The sequence below is a fragment of the Telluria sp. RB2R28 genome, from assembly GCF_059685835.1.
In genome coordinates, this window is sequence record NZ_JCASIK010000007.1 from 146,884 (window position 1) to 162,818 (window position 15,935).

Below are 15,935 nucleotides of genomic sequence, written 5' to 3' on the forward strand. Positions count from 1 at the left end.
CCAGCAGCCGGGGTGCTGCAGGGACGCCTTGATGCGTCCGATTGACGGCGCTGGTAGCGCACGCGCATGAACCGTGCTGAACTGACCGGGCGGCCGCCCTTCCCGGCCGCTCAGTTCAGCCGGAGCGCCCCATGCTACCCAGTGACCTGTCCCACCTGACACCATCGCAGGTCGACGACCTGCGCCGCAAGCTGGCCGCCGCCGGCTGCCAGCCACCTCCCAACCCCGGCACGATCAGCGAACTGCACGATGCGTTCGCGCTACTGCGCCGCCGTCACGGCCTGGCGCCGTCCAATGCCATCGATGCCGACACCCTGCGCTGCCTGGACCTCGACGCCGGCCTGCTGTTCGGCGAAGTGCTGCGCGACGAACTCGATCTGCTGCGCCCCGCCAGCAGCGAGGCGCTCGACGCCGGCGTGCCGCCCGACCGCGCACGCCTGCAGGCGCGCGCCCACGGCGGCATGCTCACCGGCCTGGCCCTGTCCGGCGGTGGCGTACGCAGCGCCACGTTCGGGCTAGGCGCCCTGCAGGCACTGGCACGCTGCCGCTTGCTGGGCCGGATCGATTACCTGTCCACCGTGTCCGGCGGCGGTTTTGTCGGCGGCTGGCTGGCGCGCTGCCTGCACGCGCATGGCAACGACATCCACGCGCTCGAAACCTTGCTCGCGCCGCCGGCCGGCAGCGGCGAGGCGCCCGAGCTGCGCTTCCTGCGCCAGTACAGCAACTACCTGTCGCCGCAGGGCGGCATGTTCAGCGCCGACACCTGGACCCTGCTCGGCATCTATGTGCGCAATACGGGCCTGAACCTGACGATGCTGGTGGCCTGGCTGTGCGCCCTGCTGCTGCTGCCGCGCTTTGCCGTCTGGGGCGTGCACCGGGTCGTGGGACCTGGCGGGCCATGGGCGCGCCTGGGCGACGCCGCCTGGATCGCGGGCGTGCTGCTGTTCCTGTTTGCCGTGTTCTGCATCGCGCTGTCGATTTCCAGCAAGCCGGCGAGTTCGCGTGGCCGGCGCCGCTTTCCGCTATCGCAGGGCGCCGTACTCTGGTGCATCAACCTGCCGCTGCTGCTGGCGGGCTTTCTCGGCAGTCTCGCCGTATGGCGCCACGGTGGTGCGACGCCGGCGACACTGCTGCCGCCGCAACTGGCAGCGCGGCCGCAGTGGCTGCTGGCGCCGGGCGTGGTCTACTTCATTGTCTGGGCCTGCGGCTGGTACCTGGCGCACGACCGGGCCAGTTCGTACCGGGGCGCAGGCTACACCGTCTGCGGCGCCGGCGCCCTGGCGGTGCTGCTGGTCGTGCTCGACGCCACCCGCACCTTCGCACCGGCGATGCTGGCGTGGCTGCCGGACGGCGGCGCGCAGCTGTCGTGGTGGCTGTGCGGCTTTGTCGCGCTGGTGCTGCTGCTTGCGCTGTGGCTGGTCATGTACACGCGCCTGCGCGCCGACCCGCCACTGCGCGACCTGACCCGCGCGGAGCTGGGCGAAGGCCTGTCGCACTTTGCCTGCGCAATGGGCGCGCTCACGCTGGGCACCGTGCTGCTGCTGTGCGCCCTGGCGCTGCTGCCAGCGCCAGGTGCGCATCCGCTGGTGAACAACGCGATCGCGCTGGCCACCTTCGGCATGCCAGCGATGATGGCGCTGTTTGCCGTGACGATGAACCTGATGATCGGCCTGGTCGGCCGCCAGTACAGCGACGCGAGCCGTGAATGGTGGAGCCGCCAGGGCGCATGGACTGCGATCTTTGCGCTCGGCTGGCTGGCCGTCCACGGCGTGTGCTTCTTCTTTGCGCCGCTGCTGCACTGGGCCTGGCTCACCTACGCGCCGTGGTCTAACCTGGGCACGCTGGTCGGCTGGCTGGCAATGACTGCCTTCGGCCTGAAGGCCGGCAGCGGTAGCGCCACCGGCGCGCGCGCCGCGCGCGACCCGAAGCTCGAACTGGTGGCGCGCCTGGCGCCGTATGTGTTCACTGTCGGGATCTTCGCGCTGCTCGGCAGCCTGGTGCAGCTGACGGTGGCGCGCCCGCGCCTGGACTGCCCGGGCGCTACGCTCGCCTGCGTATTCCAGGCACACGCCGACGCCACGCTGGCAACCCGCGGCAGCACGCTGCTGGTGGCCTTTGCCTGCTTTCTCGGGGCCGCGCTGGTGCTCGGCTGGCGCGTCGACATCAACAAGTTTTCGCTGTACATGCTGTACCGGAATCGCGTCGTGCGTGCCTGGTTCGGCGCCGCCAACCGTGCGCGCCGGCCGCACCCGTTCACCGGCTTCGATCCGGGCGACGACATCCTGCTCGCCGAGCTCAAGAACGCGCGTCCGTACCCGATCGTCAACACCGCGCTGAACCTGGTGGATGGCGAAGAACTGGCATGGCAGACGCGGCGCACCGCGGCGTTCGCGTTCACGCCGCGCTGGTGCGGCTATGAGCAGGCGGGGCCTGGCGGTACCGGTTGTTATCGCCCCACCGCCGCCTACGCCGCGCACGCCGGCGTCGGGCTGGACGACGACGCCGGCGTGCGCCTTGGGATGGCAGTGGCGCTGTCGGGCGCCGCAGCCAGTCCGCACATGGGCGCGCACTGGTCGGCGCCGCTGAATTTCCTGATGACGATGTTCAATGTGCGCCTGGGGCGCTGGTGTCCGAATCCGGCGCGCCCGACCTGGACCAGTTCATCGCCGCCCATTGGCCTGTTCAGCCTGTTGGCCGAGCTGTTCGGCCAACTGGATGCCGACGCCGGCTACGTGCACCTGAGCGATGGCGGCCACTTCGACAACCTGGGCATCTATGAACTGGTGCGGCGCCGCTGCCGCTTGGTGGTCGCGGTGGACGTGGGCAGCGACCGCGAACACGCCTTCGAAGACCTGGGCAACGCGATCCGGCGCTGCGCCACCGAGCTGCATGTGCGGATCGACCTGGATGTGGCGCGCCTTGCCATCGCGCCGGCCAGCGGCATGTGCAGCGCCAGCTGCGCCGCCGGCAGCATCCGCTACGGCCAGGCCGATGGCGCTGCCGGCGATGGTGTCATCCTGTATCTCAAGCCGGCGATCATCGGCACTGAAAACGCCGACCTGCTCAATTACCGCAAGCTGCATCCCGATTATCCGCACGAGAGCCTGGCCGACGGCTGGTTCGACGAGGCGCGCTTCGAGAGCTACCGCGCACTGGGTGACCACGTGCTGGCGGGCGCGCTGGCTGACGCGGTGCAGGCGGCAGCGCAGGCCGATGGCGGCTGCGATATCGGGAAGCTGTGCGCGGAATTACTGCGCAGGTATGGGCCGGCGCGCTAGGCGAAGCGGTTGCTGTGGGTCGGTTTGGGCGCTGGCGTTGCTGGCGCTGATTCGGCTGGCACGTCAGTCGCGGCTTCCTGCTGGTCGTCCGCATCCAAGGGCACAGGCAGCGCCGCTGGATCGACCTTTGGCTGCAAACCACGCAACTGCTCCATCAGCTGCGCGAAGCGCTGCTGCCCCGGCTGCAGCTTGTCGACATGTTCGAGCACTATGCGCGCCTCGGTGTCGAGTTCCTCGTCATAGCCTTCCTGCTGCATGTGCGAGATCGAAATCTGTACCGCGTTGAACAGCACCCGCACATTGTCCGGCACCCGTTCGCGCGCCATGCGCATCCACTTGACAGCGTCGGGCAGCTTCCCGCTCTTCCACAGCACGACGCCCTGGTTCATCAGGTCCACCGCTTCCTTGCGCGCGGCGCGGATGATGGCCGCGCCCTCTTCGCTCAGGCGCGCCTTGTCGAAGATGGCCTGGACCTCATCCTGCAGCAGGTTGTTGTCGTGGTTGTTGCGCACGACGTGGGCCAGCACCTCGCCCGGTGTGTCCTTCACGCCCACCGCAAACAGCAGGATCGCCATCTCGATGCAGATTGCGGTGCCGGGGCGCTTGGGGTCCGCACCCAGCATCGCTTCGAGCTCGTCGCCGGCGCGGCGCGCGTTGCGGTAGTCGCCGCTCTCGTGGTGGATCAGGCCTTCGGTGATCTTGGCACGCAGCGCCATGTCGTCGTAGTCGCCGCCGAAATCGCGCTGGGCCAGTTGCAGCAGTTGCAGCGCATCCTTGGTATTGTTTTTCAGGCCGCATACGCGCGCCAGGCCAAGGTAGGCGTCGGGCGTCTTGCGGATTGAGTATTCACCGATCACGAGACACTTGCGAAACGCCTTTTCGGCCAGCACGACGTTGCCCAGCTTGAGCGCGGCCTGACCCAGGTTGCGCTGGCGCGGCACCGAGTTGGGCGAGAGCTTGGCCGCGCGTTCCAGGATCGCGGCGGCTTCGTCGTGCCGCCCCAGGCCCTGGTAGGCCTGCGCCAGCTGGTCGTAGGCGTCGATGTAGTGGCGGTTCTCGGCGATCACGGTCTGGAACATCTGGCGCGCCTGCTCGAAGTCGCCATCGGCCAGGCGGATCTTGCCCAGGCCGGCGCGGGCCCAGTGGTATTCGCGCTGGCCCAGCACCTGCTCGTACACCGCGCGCGCCAGCGCCGGCTGGCCGCTGCGCTCGAGCATGCGCGCCTTCATGCGCAGCAGCTCGATCACGTGCACGCGGTTGGCGGCGATCTGCTCGTCGCACAGGGTCGCGGCGCGCAGGTAGTCCTTTTCCATGAACGCCTGGTCGATCAGGCGAAAAATCTGCTTGCGGCGCCAGACGCGGTTCAGGCGCGAGAGCAGCACGCCTTCGGTGATCGGCTTGACCAGGTAGGCGTCCGGCTGGTGCTCGGCCGCGCCCATCACCGATTCGACGCTCTTTTCGGCCGAGACCATGACGAACACGCTCGATGGCAGCAGCAACTGGCGGATGCGCGCTTCTTCCAGCACCTGCTGGCCGTTCTTGCCGTCGCCCAGGTTGTAATCGCACAGCACGACGTCGTAGCGCGTCTTGGTCAGGAGGCTCATGGCTTCGCCGCCGCTCGAGGCCTGGTCGATATTGCGCGCACCCAGGCTGCGCAGGCTTTCGCGCAGCAGTTGGCGGATGCCGGCAAAATCGTCGACGATCAGGTAGTGCTTGCCGGCCCAGTCGATCTGCTCGAGGACCTTCGGCAGCGCGGGCGTGGGGGCATCTGCAGGCGCAGGCGCGGCCGGCGGCGTGGCGATCGCCTGCAACAACGCGGTGGACGCGGTCATGGCAGCGTCAGGATGAAGCAGCCGCCGCCCAGCTGGCCGCCGTTCTCGAGCCGCACGGCGCCATGGCGCCCGCGGTGGTGGTGCATGCGCGCCACCTCGCCCGAAAAATACAGGCCCAGGCCCGCGCTGTTGGTGGCAAAGTTGACGCCAATGTCGCCGCTTCCGGGCGCGCCGGCTGCCAGCAACGCGGGCGGAAAACCGGCGCCATTGTCTTCGACGCGGATCTCGAACTGGCCATCGACCTCGCGCGCAGCCAGCAGGATGCGGTCGCGCGTGTAGTGCAGCGCGTTATTGACCGCATGCGAAACAACGCCGACGATCAGATCTTCGTCGACGTGGGCAATCAGCTCGGGATCGACATCGAGTTCAAGCCGGATGCCGCGCGACTCGAGCAGCACGCGCGACAGCGCCACGACCTGCTCGACCACCTGCCCGACTTCGAGCGGCTGCGCATCGAACGGGTAGCCCGGCTTGCCGACCTGCTTGTAGAGCGCGAGGAGTTGCATCAGGTTGTCGTTCAGGCGGCGCGTCTGGTACAGCATCTGCCCCATCTGGCCATACGCTTTCTCGGTCTCGGGCGTGGCGCCGTCGAGCAGCCGCTCGAGCGTGCCGGACAGCACGCTGATCGAGTTCTTCATGTCGTGGGCAGTCACCGCGAGAAACAGGAACAGCTCGGGCGAATGTGGTGCATCTTCCATCGCGGACCAGCCTCCTTCTGCGGTTAATAGTTGCTACAGGTAAATTATACCGGCTCGACCAGCACAGTCTGGACGCGATTGCCAAGGATGAGCGCACATTTGCGGCAACGCAACAGCTAGCGGTCGTGCCCGTTGCTAAGCGGCTGCCGGGCGCCGCGCCGTGCGCGCAGCACGAAGCGGGCCGGATCGAGCGCATCGACCAGCGTCATCTCCAGCGGCAACGGCTCGCCTTCCAGCTGCGCCGCCAACAGCTCGGCTGCCAGCGGCGCCCAGATCAGGCCACGCGAGGCATAGCCCAGGAGGCCGTACAGCCCCGGATGGCGCGGCACGTCGCGCAGGCGCTCGGTGCTGCCGGCGGCGGCGATATCGGGCAGGCGGCCCACGAGTGGCAGGCGGTCCGGTGCCACGCAGCGAAAGCCCACGCGCCCCGCCAGTGGCGCGTCGTCAGCCGCAAGCGGATCGGACACCAGCGCGCGCAGGCGCGTCACGTTTTCCAGCTGGCTGCTGGCGCGCAGCGCGGGATCGGCGTCGAGATCGTACGTCGCGCCGGCGCACAGCACGCCCTGCGCGGACGGCGTCAGGTAGGCTTCGCGGCACAGCACCAGTGGCAGATGGGGCGCCGCGCCCGGCGGCAGGTGCGTGACCTGGCCCCGCAAGGCCTGCAGCGGCAGATCGGCGGTGAGCGCCATGCGGCGTGCGCCGGCGCCGCTGGCCAGGACCGCCGTCGGAGCCGTGGCCAGCACGGTGCCATCCGGCACGCGCGCCAGCCAGTTGTCACCTTCTCGCTCCAGCATCACGTCACCCGCGCCAAAGCAGCGCATCAGGCGCGCGCCGCACGACGCCAGCAGCGCCTCGCAGACACTGCCCGGACGCGCCCAGCCACCTTGCGGGAACAGCCAGCCGCCATCCGGTGCGGGCAAGCCAAGCAATGCTTCGGCCTCCGGCGATTCAAGCCAGCGCGCGAAATCAAGCGGGACGCTGCCATCGCTCGCAATGGCGCGCGAGACCGCCGCGTGATCGGCGTCGCGCGCCAGTTGCAGTACGCCGCAGGCAGCGCCGTCGAAGGCCTGGCCGACGCCGCCCAGTTGTTCCCACAGGCGCAGCGCGTACAGGTAGGCGGCGCGCGTCAGGCGGGTGGGCACGTTGTCGTCGCGCGACAGCAGCGGCATGAAGATGCCGGCCAAGTTGCCCGACGCTTCCAGCGCCACCTCGGGATGCCGCTCGATCAGCGTGACCTGCCAGCCGCGCACGCACAGGCGCGCCGCCAGCGCGCAGCCGGCCAGCCCCGCCCCCAGCACCAGCGCGTGGCGGGCGGGTTCCGGCGTGACGGGCAGGCGTGGTTTGCGGCTGGAGAAGACCGCGTTGTCATTGTTCTCGAACACGAAGCCTTGCGCCGTCAGCGCTTGTCTCTGCGCGTCATCCAGGCCGGGTGCGTTCAGGTGTGCGCCGAGTGTCGTCAGGCGCGCCAATGGTCGGGCAAAGGCGCTGCCGGCAGGGTCGTGCAGCCGGATGCAGTCCAGGTGCGCATTGAGTTCGGCCAGCGCGCTCTCGAGCGGCGCCGCCAGCAGGTCCAGCGTGATGCCGGCTTCTGCTTGCGGGATGCGGTGAAAGCCCGGCTGCAGATCGGGCGCCAGCGCCACGATGTGCAGGTGCTGCGGACGCTGCGGATCGGCGCGCCAGGCCGCGATCAGGGCGGCAACGCGCGCGCCATCGCCATGGTCGCTGTCGAACACGGTGTAGCGCGTGCGGCCGCGCCAGTGGTCCTGCATCGGCATGTCAGCGCCGCGTGCGACAGATGCAGTCGCGATCATGGTCGTCCACCATGCCGATGCCCTGCATGTAGGCATAGACGATGGTCGAACCGACGAACTTGAAACCGCGCTTGCCCAGGTCCTTCGACAGGCGGTCGGACAGGTCGGTACGCGCCGGGCGGGCGCCGTCGGGCCAGTCGTTGACGATCGGAGCGCCGTCGACAAAGCCCCACAGGTAGGCGTCGAGCGTCATGCCCTGCTCACGCATGGCCAGGTAGGCGCGCGCATTGGTGATCGCCGCCGCCACCTTGAGGCGGTTGCGCACGATGCCGGGGTTGGCCAGCAGCTCGGCCTTCTTGTCGTCGTCGTAGCCCGCGATCTTGTGCGCATCCCAGCCATCGAAGGCGGCGCGGTACGTGTCGCGCTTGTTCAGGATGGTTTCCCACGACAGGCCGGCCTGCGCGCCTTCGAGGTTGAGCATCTCGAACAGCGTGGTTTCATCGTGGCACGGCACGCCCCACTCGTTGTCGTGATAGGCGATGTAGCGCGGGTTGGCCATATTGGCCCAGGAGCAGCGAGTAATCGTCATCGTTTGGCGCCGCGTGACGGCATCTTGCGCAGGCAGGCCAGCACGTCATCGATGCGGCCGGCAGCGACCAGCTGCGCAGGCGTGCTGTCGCCAAGCTCGGGCTGGGGCGTGGTCATCCAGCCATCGGCGGCGTCGATGCTGCCGAGCACCTGGCGCACCTCGTGCATGACCGCGTAATGGGTCTGGGCCTTGCGCGAATGGTCCTGGAAGCGGGCCTGCAAAGCGCTGATATTATCGGGAGAAAGACGTTCGGAATCGGTCATGATGTGGGTCTTGGTGGCGTTGCGGGCATCATACCTTGCGACGGCGCGCGCTGGCTGGCCACTGGATCCCGATCACGTCATACACCTATCCTGGAGACACATTGCATGTATTGCCCTGCCCGTTTTGCCCAGCCTGACAGCACCAGCCTGCATGACCTGATCGCCGCCCATCCATTGGGCATGCTGGTAACGCACAGCGACGGCCTGCCGGACGCCGATCACCTGCCATTTGATGTCTACGCGAGCGAGGGGGTTTTGCGCACGCATGTTGCACGCCGCAATCCCCTCTGGCAGCGCGACGGGCAGCAGGTGCTGGTCGTGTTTCGCGGACCATCGGGGTATGCCACGCCGGACCGCGTGGAAAAAGAGGAGACGGGTGGCCGCGTCGTGCCCACCTGGACCTACAACGTGGTGCATGTGCACGGGCGGCTGCGCACGATCGACGAGCCGGCCTGGCTGCTGGCACAGGTGACGCGCCTGACCGACCGCATGGAACACATGCAAGCTGAACCATGGGCGGTGAGCGACGCGCCGAACGATTACATCGAGGGGATGCTGAACGCCATCGTCGGCATCGAAATTGTAATCGAACGGATTGAAGGGAAATGGAAAACCGAGCCGCCGCCAAGGGTACGAACCACCCCTGGCGGCGGCGCGATCAACGCCTGATCTTAGTGGCTGGCGCCGGTATGACCAGCGGCGCCCGAGCTGCCGGTGCTGCCCATCTTGCCGCCAGCAAGCTGTTCGGCATGCTTCAGGTGCTCTTGCACGACCGGGATCATCTTGTCGACCTGTCCTTTGACGTCAGCATCCTTGGCCGCTTTCGAGGCTTTTTGCAGCTTGGCCAGCGTGTCCTTGTGTGCTGCCACGCCGCCCTGCTTCGTGTAGGCCTTGTCGAAGGCGTCGCCATTCGCCTTTTCCAGCTTGGCCGCCACTGCCTTGTGCTTGGCATCAAGTTCGGTCGGGAGCGTCACGCCCTTCGATTGTGCGAGGGTCTGCACTTCGGTCAGCGCCTTGCCATGGTCATCGACCATTTTCTGAGCGAACGCTTTCACATCGGCATTCTGGCTCTTGCTTTGCGCCATTTTTCCCATTTCGACCTCAGCCATGTTCGACATGGCCATGTCCATGATGGCCTTGCGATCGGCAGCGGCCAGCTTGGCCGTGCCACTGGCGGTGGCGGCAGTCGCGCTGGCGCCCATCTGGGTGGAGTTGGCGGTTTGCGCCTGCGCGCCAACCGAACCGAACATGGCTGCTGCGACTGAAACGGCCAACAGGCGCTTGATGAGTTGAGTTTTCTGCATGGTGTATCTCCTGGTTCTTGACATTGTGTATGTTTGGTCGATTCAACACTGCTTGTCGAACCCGTCGTTACGACGGTTATTAACGAAACAACATCGAGTGCGCAAACTTTATACCTGTGTCATTGTTACCAGCGCGCGATAGCCAATAGGAAACTTTCAATCAAAAAAGCCAGCCTCGGCGGCTGGCTTCGTATCACCGGAATTGCAATGTTGCCGTCAGATCGCCCGGCGGACGGGCCCCGCGCCCTTCGAACGCGGCGTTACGCACAGCCAGGCCTTCCAGCAGCGGCAGACCGTGCAGGCGCGTGATGAAGCGCAGCACCGAGGTCGTGTCATAGAAGTTGTGATCGACCGCGCCCCGCTTGGCGTGCGGCGACACCACGATCGCCGGGATGCGCGAGCCCGGGCCCCAGCGGTCGCCCTTGGGCGGGGCCACATGGTCCCACCAGCCGCCGTTCTCGTCGAACGTAATTACCACCACCATGTCTTTCCACTGCGGTGACTTTTTCAGGTGCTCGATGACGTTGGCGACATGGGCGTCGCCCGATTCGATGTCCGAGTAGCCGGCATGCAGGTTCAGGTTGCCTTGCGGCTTGTAGAACGCAACCGCCGGCAGCTTGCCGGCAATCACGTCGGCAATGAAACGGTTCGAGATCGGGCTGTCGCCCAGGCCGCCGTCGCGCAAGTGGTCGGCGCGCGCTTTGGTTCCCGGGGCGAACTGCCTGAAGTAATTGAATGGCTGGTGGTGGTACTGGAAGTTGGGCTTCTGGCCGGCGCCGCGGCCATCGAGCGCCGCTTGCTGGCCGCCGCCATACCAGGCCCAGCTCACACCGCGCCGGGACAGCAGGTCGCCGATCGTGTCGTAGGTTTGCGGCGGCAACACGCTGGCGTCCTGTGGGTCGGCGTGCAGCGGGTTGCCATCGACGGCCGGACGGACCCAGCTCGGCTGGTACGGCGGTGCCATCGTGTTGACGGCGTAACCGTCCGGCGTCATCGCGCCATTGCGCACGACCTTGGGCGGACCGCCCAGCGCCGAGGCCGGCGAATCCGGGGTCAGCGCCAGGCGCACGCCCTGCGGGCCATCAGCCAGCACGGCAATCTTCGACTTGGCCGCCGTTTGCGCAGCATGGAAGTATTCCGGCACGCGCCCGCTGATCAGGAACTGGTGGTTCAGGTACGAGCCGCCAAACGCGGCCATGAAGAAGTTGTCGCACAGCGTGAACTCGCGCGCGATCTGCCACAGGCCGAGGTTCTTCGATGTTTCGCCGTAATAGCCCATCACCATGCCGCCGGCATCGGACCAGGCGGCAAAACCGTCGTTGCGCCCGCCATTGATCTGCATCTGGTTGTGATAGAACTGGTGCACCAGATCGCGCGTGACGATGGATTCCGGCAGCGGCTTGCCGTCGCCATCGGTCAGCCTGAACGGCGCGTTCGGCAGTCTGGTCAATTGCTTCTCATCGATCAGGTAATCCTTGCCACCGATATTCTGGCGGCCTGGCACCATGCCGCCCCAGATTTTGGGCAGGGTCGGCAGGACCGAACCATCGCGGTCGCGCTGTTGCAGGCGCGCCGCAGGCACACTCGCCAGAGGCTCGGCCAGGCCGGGGAAATCGGCAAACAGGTTGTTGAAGCTGCGGTTTTCCAGGTAGATCACGACGACGTTCTTGACGTGGGCGCGCAGCTTGGCGTCCAGCGAACTCCTGGCTGGCGCCTTCGCCGCGGTGGGCGCTGCGCTTGCCACGCCGGGCAGCGTGCCGGCGCCGGCCACCATGCCGGCGGCTGCGGCTGCCTGGAAGATGCGCCTGCGCGCGGGATTGCCTGGCTGGGTGGACGCGTCCGGTCCGGAATCTTGCTCGTGCACGTGCTGCTCCTGTCGCTGGCGGTCAAGACGACCGCAAAGCAGGCATTATCCGTGAGCTTTACAAAGGGAAACAAGCAAGAGAAAACGAATTCGTCCGGATCGTCAAACGGTTGTCACATTTAAGCAGCACAATGCAAGTGCTCCTTGGGAAGGGAACGCGGCAGCGCGAGCTGCCCTACCGGCGCCGGCGGTCGGGAAATATACCGGCACCAATTTATAGAGATGCACCCCACGACACGGCCCCGACGCGGGCCGTGTCCTTTATCTGTCCTTGATATCAGTTCAACCGTACAGCGGCACCAGGATGTCGTAAGCATTGTCCGGCCGCGCGCCATCATCGACGGTCGGCGTGTAGCGGCGATCGTACCGTTCAAGGCGGATACCCTCTTCATCGGCTTCCATGCCCAGCTGCTCCATCGCCGCCGTGCCGGTCACGCGTGAGGCTTGCGCATGCACCATCGGGCCACGGTGCGTCATCAGGGCGTAACGGCGCGCCGGCACCTGGATGCCGATCATGCCGGGCGGGAGCTGCTCGAGGTCAGCGACCTCCACGGCCACGCATTCGACCTGCTCACCATCGTCCCGCCGCAGCGTCACGCCATAGCGGACACCATTGTGCTCGCCCAGCTCGGCTTCACGGGCGAGGAATGCTTTCCATATCTCGGGGAAATCCGTTTCCGGTCCTGAAACTGGCACAACTGCGGGTAGCCCGGCGAGCTTCATTTCAGGTAGTGTGATGGTCGAGATGTGCATGATGTGGACTTCTAAAGAGACGAAAAGATTATAGGCTTATCGCTTCGGCAATATTAGCAACGTCGCAATCGTGCGCCTCGATTCCCGGACAAAATGGAGACAACCGTTGACCACTTCACTTAAAGCCCTGCTGAAAGAGCTGGAAACCTTCGGCGCCAGTCACGATGCGGCCCACGAGAACCGTGCCAGCCGCCTGCTCAACATCACCCACGATACCGGCGAGTTCCTGGCCGTGCTGGTGCGGGCGATGGCCGCACGCCGCATTCTCGAGATCGGCACATCCAATGGCTACTCGACGCTGTGGCTGGCCGATGCGGCCGCAGCGCACGATGGTCTCGTCACGACGGTCGAACTGTCACCCGCGAAGGTCGCGATGGCGCGCGCCAATTTCGTGCGCGTCGGGCTGCAGGACCGGGTGCATCAGGTCGAAGGCAACGCAGGCGACGTGCTGGCCGGCGGGGCCGATGCGGCGTTCGACCTCGTCTTTCTGGATTCGGAGCGCACCGCCTACCTGGCCTGGCTGCCGCAGATCGAACGCGTCCTGCGACCGGGCGGGCTGGTCGTGGTGGACAACGCCACCTCGCACGCACAGGAACTGGCGCCGTTCATGCAGGCGCTGCGCTGCGTGCCGGGCTGGAGCACCAGTCTGGTCGGGGTCGGCAAGGGCCAGTTTCTCGCCACGAAACACTGATTCCGGCGTCTGTGCAGTTCAGCCCCCGTTTCTTGCAATCCATCGCAAGTTCGGGGCCAGGGGTGGATGTCGTGCCTAGAATGGACTCCATCAACTCACTGGAGAACATCATGAAACGTGCCGTCATCGTCGCCCTTCTGTCGCTCGCATCCCTCTCGATCCAGGCCGCCGAACAGGTGCGCAGCGTGACGCCGTTCAAGACCATCGATTCACAGGGCCCGGTGAGCCTGGTGGTTGAAGTGGGCAAGGCGTACTCGCTGCGGGTCGAGGGCAACCAGAAATTCATCGACCGTGTGAAGACCGAGGTCGTGAATGGCGAATTGCGCCTGTCGTTCGCGGACAAGAACAGCAAGAACGTCAATATCGACGATGCCGAACGGGTGGTCGTGACCATGCCCGAGCTCACCAGTTTTCGCGGCGAAGGCGCCGGCCTGATGATCCTGAATAATGTGCGCACCGAGCGCTTCGACGTGAACTACCGGGGCGCCGGCAGCCTGCAGATGAACGGCAAGGTCGGCCAGTTGCGCCTGAATGCCGAGGGCGTGGGCGAAGTCGACGCCAAAGCCCTGATCGCGCAGGATGCCGATGTGACCTTCCGCGGCATCGGCGACGTGAGCGTGCATGCCACCAACAAGCTCAATGCCAGCGTCCAGGGCCTGGGCAACCTGACGTATTACGGCAAGCCGGCATCGGTGAGCAAGTCGGTTTCGGGCATCGGTAACGTCACTGCCGCCAAATAACCGTCACGCATTGACGAGATCGATCAGCACCTGCGCGTGACACGGTGTGCCCGGCCGGCACCAGCATGCCAGGTCATGGCCGCGCAGCGACGCATGTGCCTGTTGCGCCACCTGCTGCCCTGCCGGATCGATCTGCAGCCACAGGCGGTACGCCGCCACGGCTTCTTCGACCGTCGGCATCGCGATATAGCGCCCCGCCGGGGTGCCGGGCGCCAGCTCGGGCAGCACCGAAAATGGATTACCCCACTTGCCAGGCCGCGCCACGGAGATTGTGTTGGGCGGCATGCGCCAACCTTTCTTGCGGCTCAGTTGCACCCGTTGCGGCGTGGTGGTTGACGTCATGGTGATCCTCGTCGATGGCAGCACCGGCAATTCCGGCATCGACGATCATACCGTCGCCAGGCGCTCCTGCATCGACTGTGCACCTGCGTTGCCGCAGGTGGCCGACAGGAACTCCATCAAGCCCTGCAGGGTCTCCACGCGCGCGCGATAAAAAATGAAGCGCCCTTGCTGGCGTGGCGCGACCAGCCCCGCGTGCGTCAGTTCCTTCAAATGGAATGACAGGGACGATGCCGGCATATCGAGGGTTGCTGCAATATTGCTTGCGGACTGGCCCTGGGGGCCGGCCTGCACCAGCAGCCGAAACGCGGCAAAACGGGATTCCTGGGCAAGCGCGGAGAGTGCAACGATGGCGAGATTGGTTTGCATGCGGTCATTCAAGGTTCGATTCAACGGTCCCGGACGCTTACACCGCCGGGCCACCGTTCGAATATTGTCGAATGACTTTGACAGGGTGATGACATGGGCGCGTGCCGGCGCAAATCAGCCACGCCGGCACGCCCGTCGTCACGCCTGCTGGCGCTGCGCGTCGTCCATCAGCTCGTACCACATTGCATTGAGGACGGCGAAGGCAGCCGCGAGCGGCAGGCCGAGTAGCCAGGCGAAATACCACATGATGAAGTCCTTTCTGATTGCGTTTTTTGTTACGTTATTCGTGCGGTTATTCGTTCGGTCAATACGCGTGGCTCTTGCCGCCGCTGATGTCGTCTGGCACCACCTTGCCCCACAAGACCTTGTAGACCCAGCTCGTGTAGGCCAGGATCAGGGGCAAGAAGATGCAGGTCGCGACGAGCATGATGAACAGCGTCAGGTGGCTCGACGACGCATCCCACACCGTCAGGCTGGCCTGCGGCTGGATCGACGATGGCAAAATAAACGGGAACATCGATGCCCCCACACTGAGCACGATGCCGGCGATCGACAGGCTCGACGTAAGCATGGCCACGCCTTCCCGGCGCCGCATCAGGGCCATCAGCGTCAGCAGCGCACCGACGATGCCAGCCGCTGGCGCGAGCTGGGTCCATGGATGCGCAGCGTAATTGGCAAACCAGCTGCCCGCCACGCCCGCCTCGACAGTCTTGAACAGCGGATTGGACGGGCCGCCCGTTATCACCGCGCTCGTGATGCGGTAGCCATCGACAAAGCCCCACAGCAGCACGCCGGCCACGGCGTACAGCACCACGGTGGCAACCGCGGCGCGGATGCCCCAGGCACGCGCACGGCTGGCCACCAGGCCATCGGTCTTGAGCACCAGCCAGGCCGCACCGTGCATGATGAGCATGGCTACCGACACCAGGCCGCACAGCACGGCAAACGGATTGAGCAGGGCAAAGAAGCCACCCTCGTAGAAGATCTGCTGATCGGGCGCAAGGCGGAACGGCACGCCCTGCAGCACGTTGCCCATCGCGACGCCGAAGATCAGCGCCGGCACGAAGCCGCCGACGAACAGGGCCCAGTCCCAGGTCGCGCGCCAGGCGAGGCTGTCACGCTTGCTGCGGTATTTAAAGGCGACCGGCCGCAGGATCAGCGCCAGCAGCACGGCCGCCATCGCCAGGTAAAAACCCGAGAACGAGACCGCATACAGCTGCGGCCAGGCCGCAAAAATGGCGCCACCGCCCAGCACGAGCCAGACTTGGTTGCCTTCCCACACGGGGCCGACGGCATTGATGACGACCCGGCGTTCCAGGTCGGTGTTGGCGACAAATGGCAGCAAGGTGCCAGTGCCCAGGTCAAACCCGTCGGTGACGGCAAAGCCCACCAGCAGGATGCCCAGCAGCAGCCACCAGATGATGCGCAGCGTGTCGTAGTCGAGAAGCGTATGAAGAATCATGG

At 66.1% G+C, this 15,935-nt stretch carries 16 protein-coding genes; 4 read left to right on the top strand and 12 right to left on the bottom strand.

Annotated elements, in window-relative coordinates; all coding sequences use genetic code 11:
• Positions 1–131: 131 nt before the first annotated feature.
• Complete coding sequence (locus tag AC56LV_RS21890; RefSeq protein WP_499560729.1) at positions 132–3,278, top strand: patatin-like phospholipase family protein; 3,147 nt, start codon at positions 132–134, stop codon at positions 3,276–3,278.
• Here the strand turns inward: AC56LV_RS21890 and AC56LV_RS21895 are convergent.
• The 5 genes from AC56LV_RS21895 to AC56LV_RS21915 form a co-directional block, all read right to left on the bottom strand.
• A complete protein-coding gene (locus AC56LV_RS21895; RefSeq protein ID WP_499560731.1) occupies positions 3,275–5,110 on the bottom strand; it encodes a tetratricopeptide repeat protein in 1,836 nt (611 codons plus the stop codon). The genes AC56LV_RS21890 and AC56LV_RS21895 overlap by 4 nt on opposite strands.
• Entirely contained in the window at positions 5,107–5,808 is a 702-nt protein-coding gene (locus tag AC56LV_RS21900) for a sensor histidine kinase (protein ID WP_499560733.1), read from the bottom strand. The genes AC56LV_RS21895 and AC56LV_RS21900 overlap by 4 nt, the downstream gene beginning before the upstream one ends.
• A 116-nt stretch (positions 5,809–5,924) precedes the next feature.
• On the bottom strand, positions 5,925–7,619 hold the full coding sequence (gene mnmC1 / locus AC56LV_RS21905; RefSeq protein WP_499560735.1) for an FAD-dependent 5-carboxymethylaminomethyl-2-thiouridine(34) oxidoreductase MnmC1: 1,695 nt from the start codon (positions 7,617–7,619) through the stop codon (positions 5,925–5,927).
• The gene (locus AC56LV_RS21910; protein WP_499560737.1) at positions 7,585–8,148 is read right to left on the bottom strand and encodes a DNA-3-methyladenine glycosylase I; all 564 of its coding nucleotides are present in this window, start codon (positions 8,146–8,148) and stop codon (positions 7,585–7,587) included. Before AC56LV_RS21910 ends, mnmC1 begins: the two co-directional genes overlap by 35 nt.
• Positions 8,145–8,411, bottom strand: a complete 267-nt coding sequence (locus tag AC56LV_RS21915; protein WP_499560739.1) for an antitoxin Xre/MbcA/ParS toxin-binding domain-containing protein — start codon at positions 8,409–8,411, stop codon at positions 8,145–8,147. Before AC56LV_RS21915 ends, AC56LV_RS21910 begins: the two co-directional genes overlap by 4 nt.
• 105 nt (positions 8,412–8,516) lie before the next feature.
• Between AC56LV_RS21915 and AC56LV_RS21920 the strand changes: the two genes are divergently transcribed.
• On the top strand, positions 8,517–9,080 hold the full coding sequence (locus tag AC56LV_RS21920; protein WP_499560741.1) for an FMN-binding negative transcriptional regulator: 564 nt from the start codon (positions 8,517–8,519) through the stop codon (positions 9,078–9,080).
• A gap of 2 nt (positions 9,081–9,082) precedes the next feature.
• On the opposite strand, the gene AC56LV_RS21925 is transcribed toward AC56LV_RS21920, so the two are convergent.
• The 3 genes from AC56LV_RS21925 to AC56LV_RS21935 all read right to left on the bottom strand — a co-directional run bounded on the left by AC56LV_RS21925 (position 9,083) and on the right by AC56LV_RS21935 (position 12,332).
• The gene (locus AC56LV_RS21925) at positions 9,083–9,715 is read right to left on the bottom strand and encodes a DUF4142 domain-containing protein (protein WP_499560743.1); all 633 of its coding nucleotides are present in this window, start codon (positions 9,713–9,715) and stop codon (positions 9,083–9,085) included.
• Between the two features lie 193 nt (positions 9,716–9,908).
• On the bottom strand, positions 9,909–11,579 hold the full coding sequence (locus AC56LV_RS21930) for an acid phosphatase (protein WP_499560745.1): 1,671 nt from the start codon (positions 11,577–11,579) through the stop codon (positions 9,909–9,911).
• Between the two features lie 282 nt (positions 11,580–11,861).
• Positions 11,862–12,332, bottom strand: a complete 471-nt coding sequence (locus AC56LV_RS21935) for a GyrI-like domain-containing protein (protein WP_499560747.1) — start codon at positions 12,330–12,332, stop codon at positions 11,862–11,864.
• Positions 12,333–12,438: 106 nt separating this feature from the next.
• Between AC56LV_RS21935 and AC56LV_RS21940 the strand changes: the two genes are divergently transcribed.
• The gene (locus AC56LV_RS21940; RefSeq protein WP_499560749.1) at positions 12,439–13,023 is read left to right on the top strand and encodes an O-methyltransferase; all 585 of its coding nucleotides are present in this window, start codon (positions 12,439–12,441) and stop codon (positions 13,021–13,023) included.
• A 110-nt stretch (positions 13,024–13,133) separates the two neighbouring features.
• On the top strand, positions 13,134–13,763 hold the full coding sequence (locus tag AC56LV_RS21945; RefSeq protein ID WP_499560751.1) for a head GIN domain-containing protein: 630 nt from the start codon (positions 13,134–13,136) through the stop codon (positions 13,761–13,763).
• Positions 13,764–13,766: 3 nt separating this feature from the next.
• On the opposite strand, the gene AC56LV_RS21950 is transcribed toward AC56LV_RS21945, so the two are convergent.
• The 4 genes from AC56LV_RS21950 to cydB all read right to left on the bottom strand — a co-directional run bounded on the left by AC56LV_RS21950 (position 13,767) and on the right by cydB (position 15,933).
• The gene (locus AC56LV_RS21950; protein ID WP_183554014.1) at positions 13,767–14,105 is read right to left on the bottom strand and encodes a DUF4326 domain-containing protein; all 339 of its coding nucleotides are present in this window, start codon (positions 14,103–14,105) and stop codon (positions 13,767–13,769) included.
• A 45-nt stretch (positions 14,106–14,150) separates the two neighbouring features.
• Positions 14,151–14,471: an ArsR/SmtB family transcription factor gene (locus AC56LV_RS21955; protein WP_258837273.1), complete on the bottom strand. Its 321-nt coding sequence runs from the start codon at positions 14,469–14,471 to the stop codon at positions 14,151–14,153.
• Between the two features lie 138 nt (positions 14,472–14,609).
• Complete coding sequence (gene cydX / locus AC56LV_RS21960) at positions 14,610–14,717, bottom strand: cytochrome bd-I oxidase subunit CydX (protein WP_183554018.1); 108 nt, start codon at positions 14,715–14,717, stop codon at positions 14,610–14,612.
• A gap of 58 nt (positions 14,718–14,775) precedes the next feature.
• Positions 14,776–15,933, bottom strand: a complete 1,158-nt coding sequence (gene cydB, locus AC56LV_RS21965) for a cytochrome d ubiquinol oxidase subunit II (RefSeq protein ID WP_499560753.1) — start codon at positions 15,931–15,933, stop codon at positions 14,776–14,778.
• Positions 15,934–15,935 lie beyond the last annotated feature (2 nt).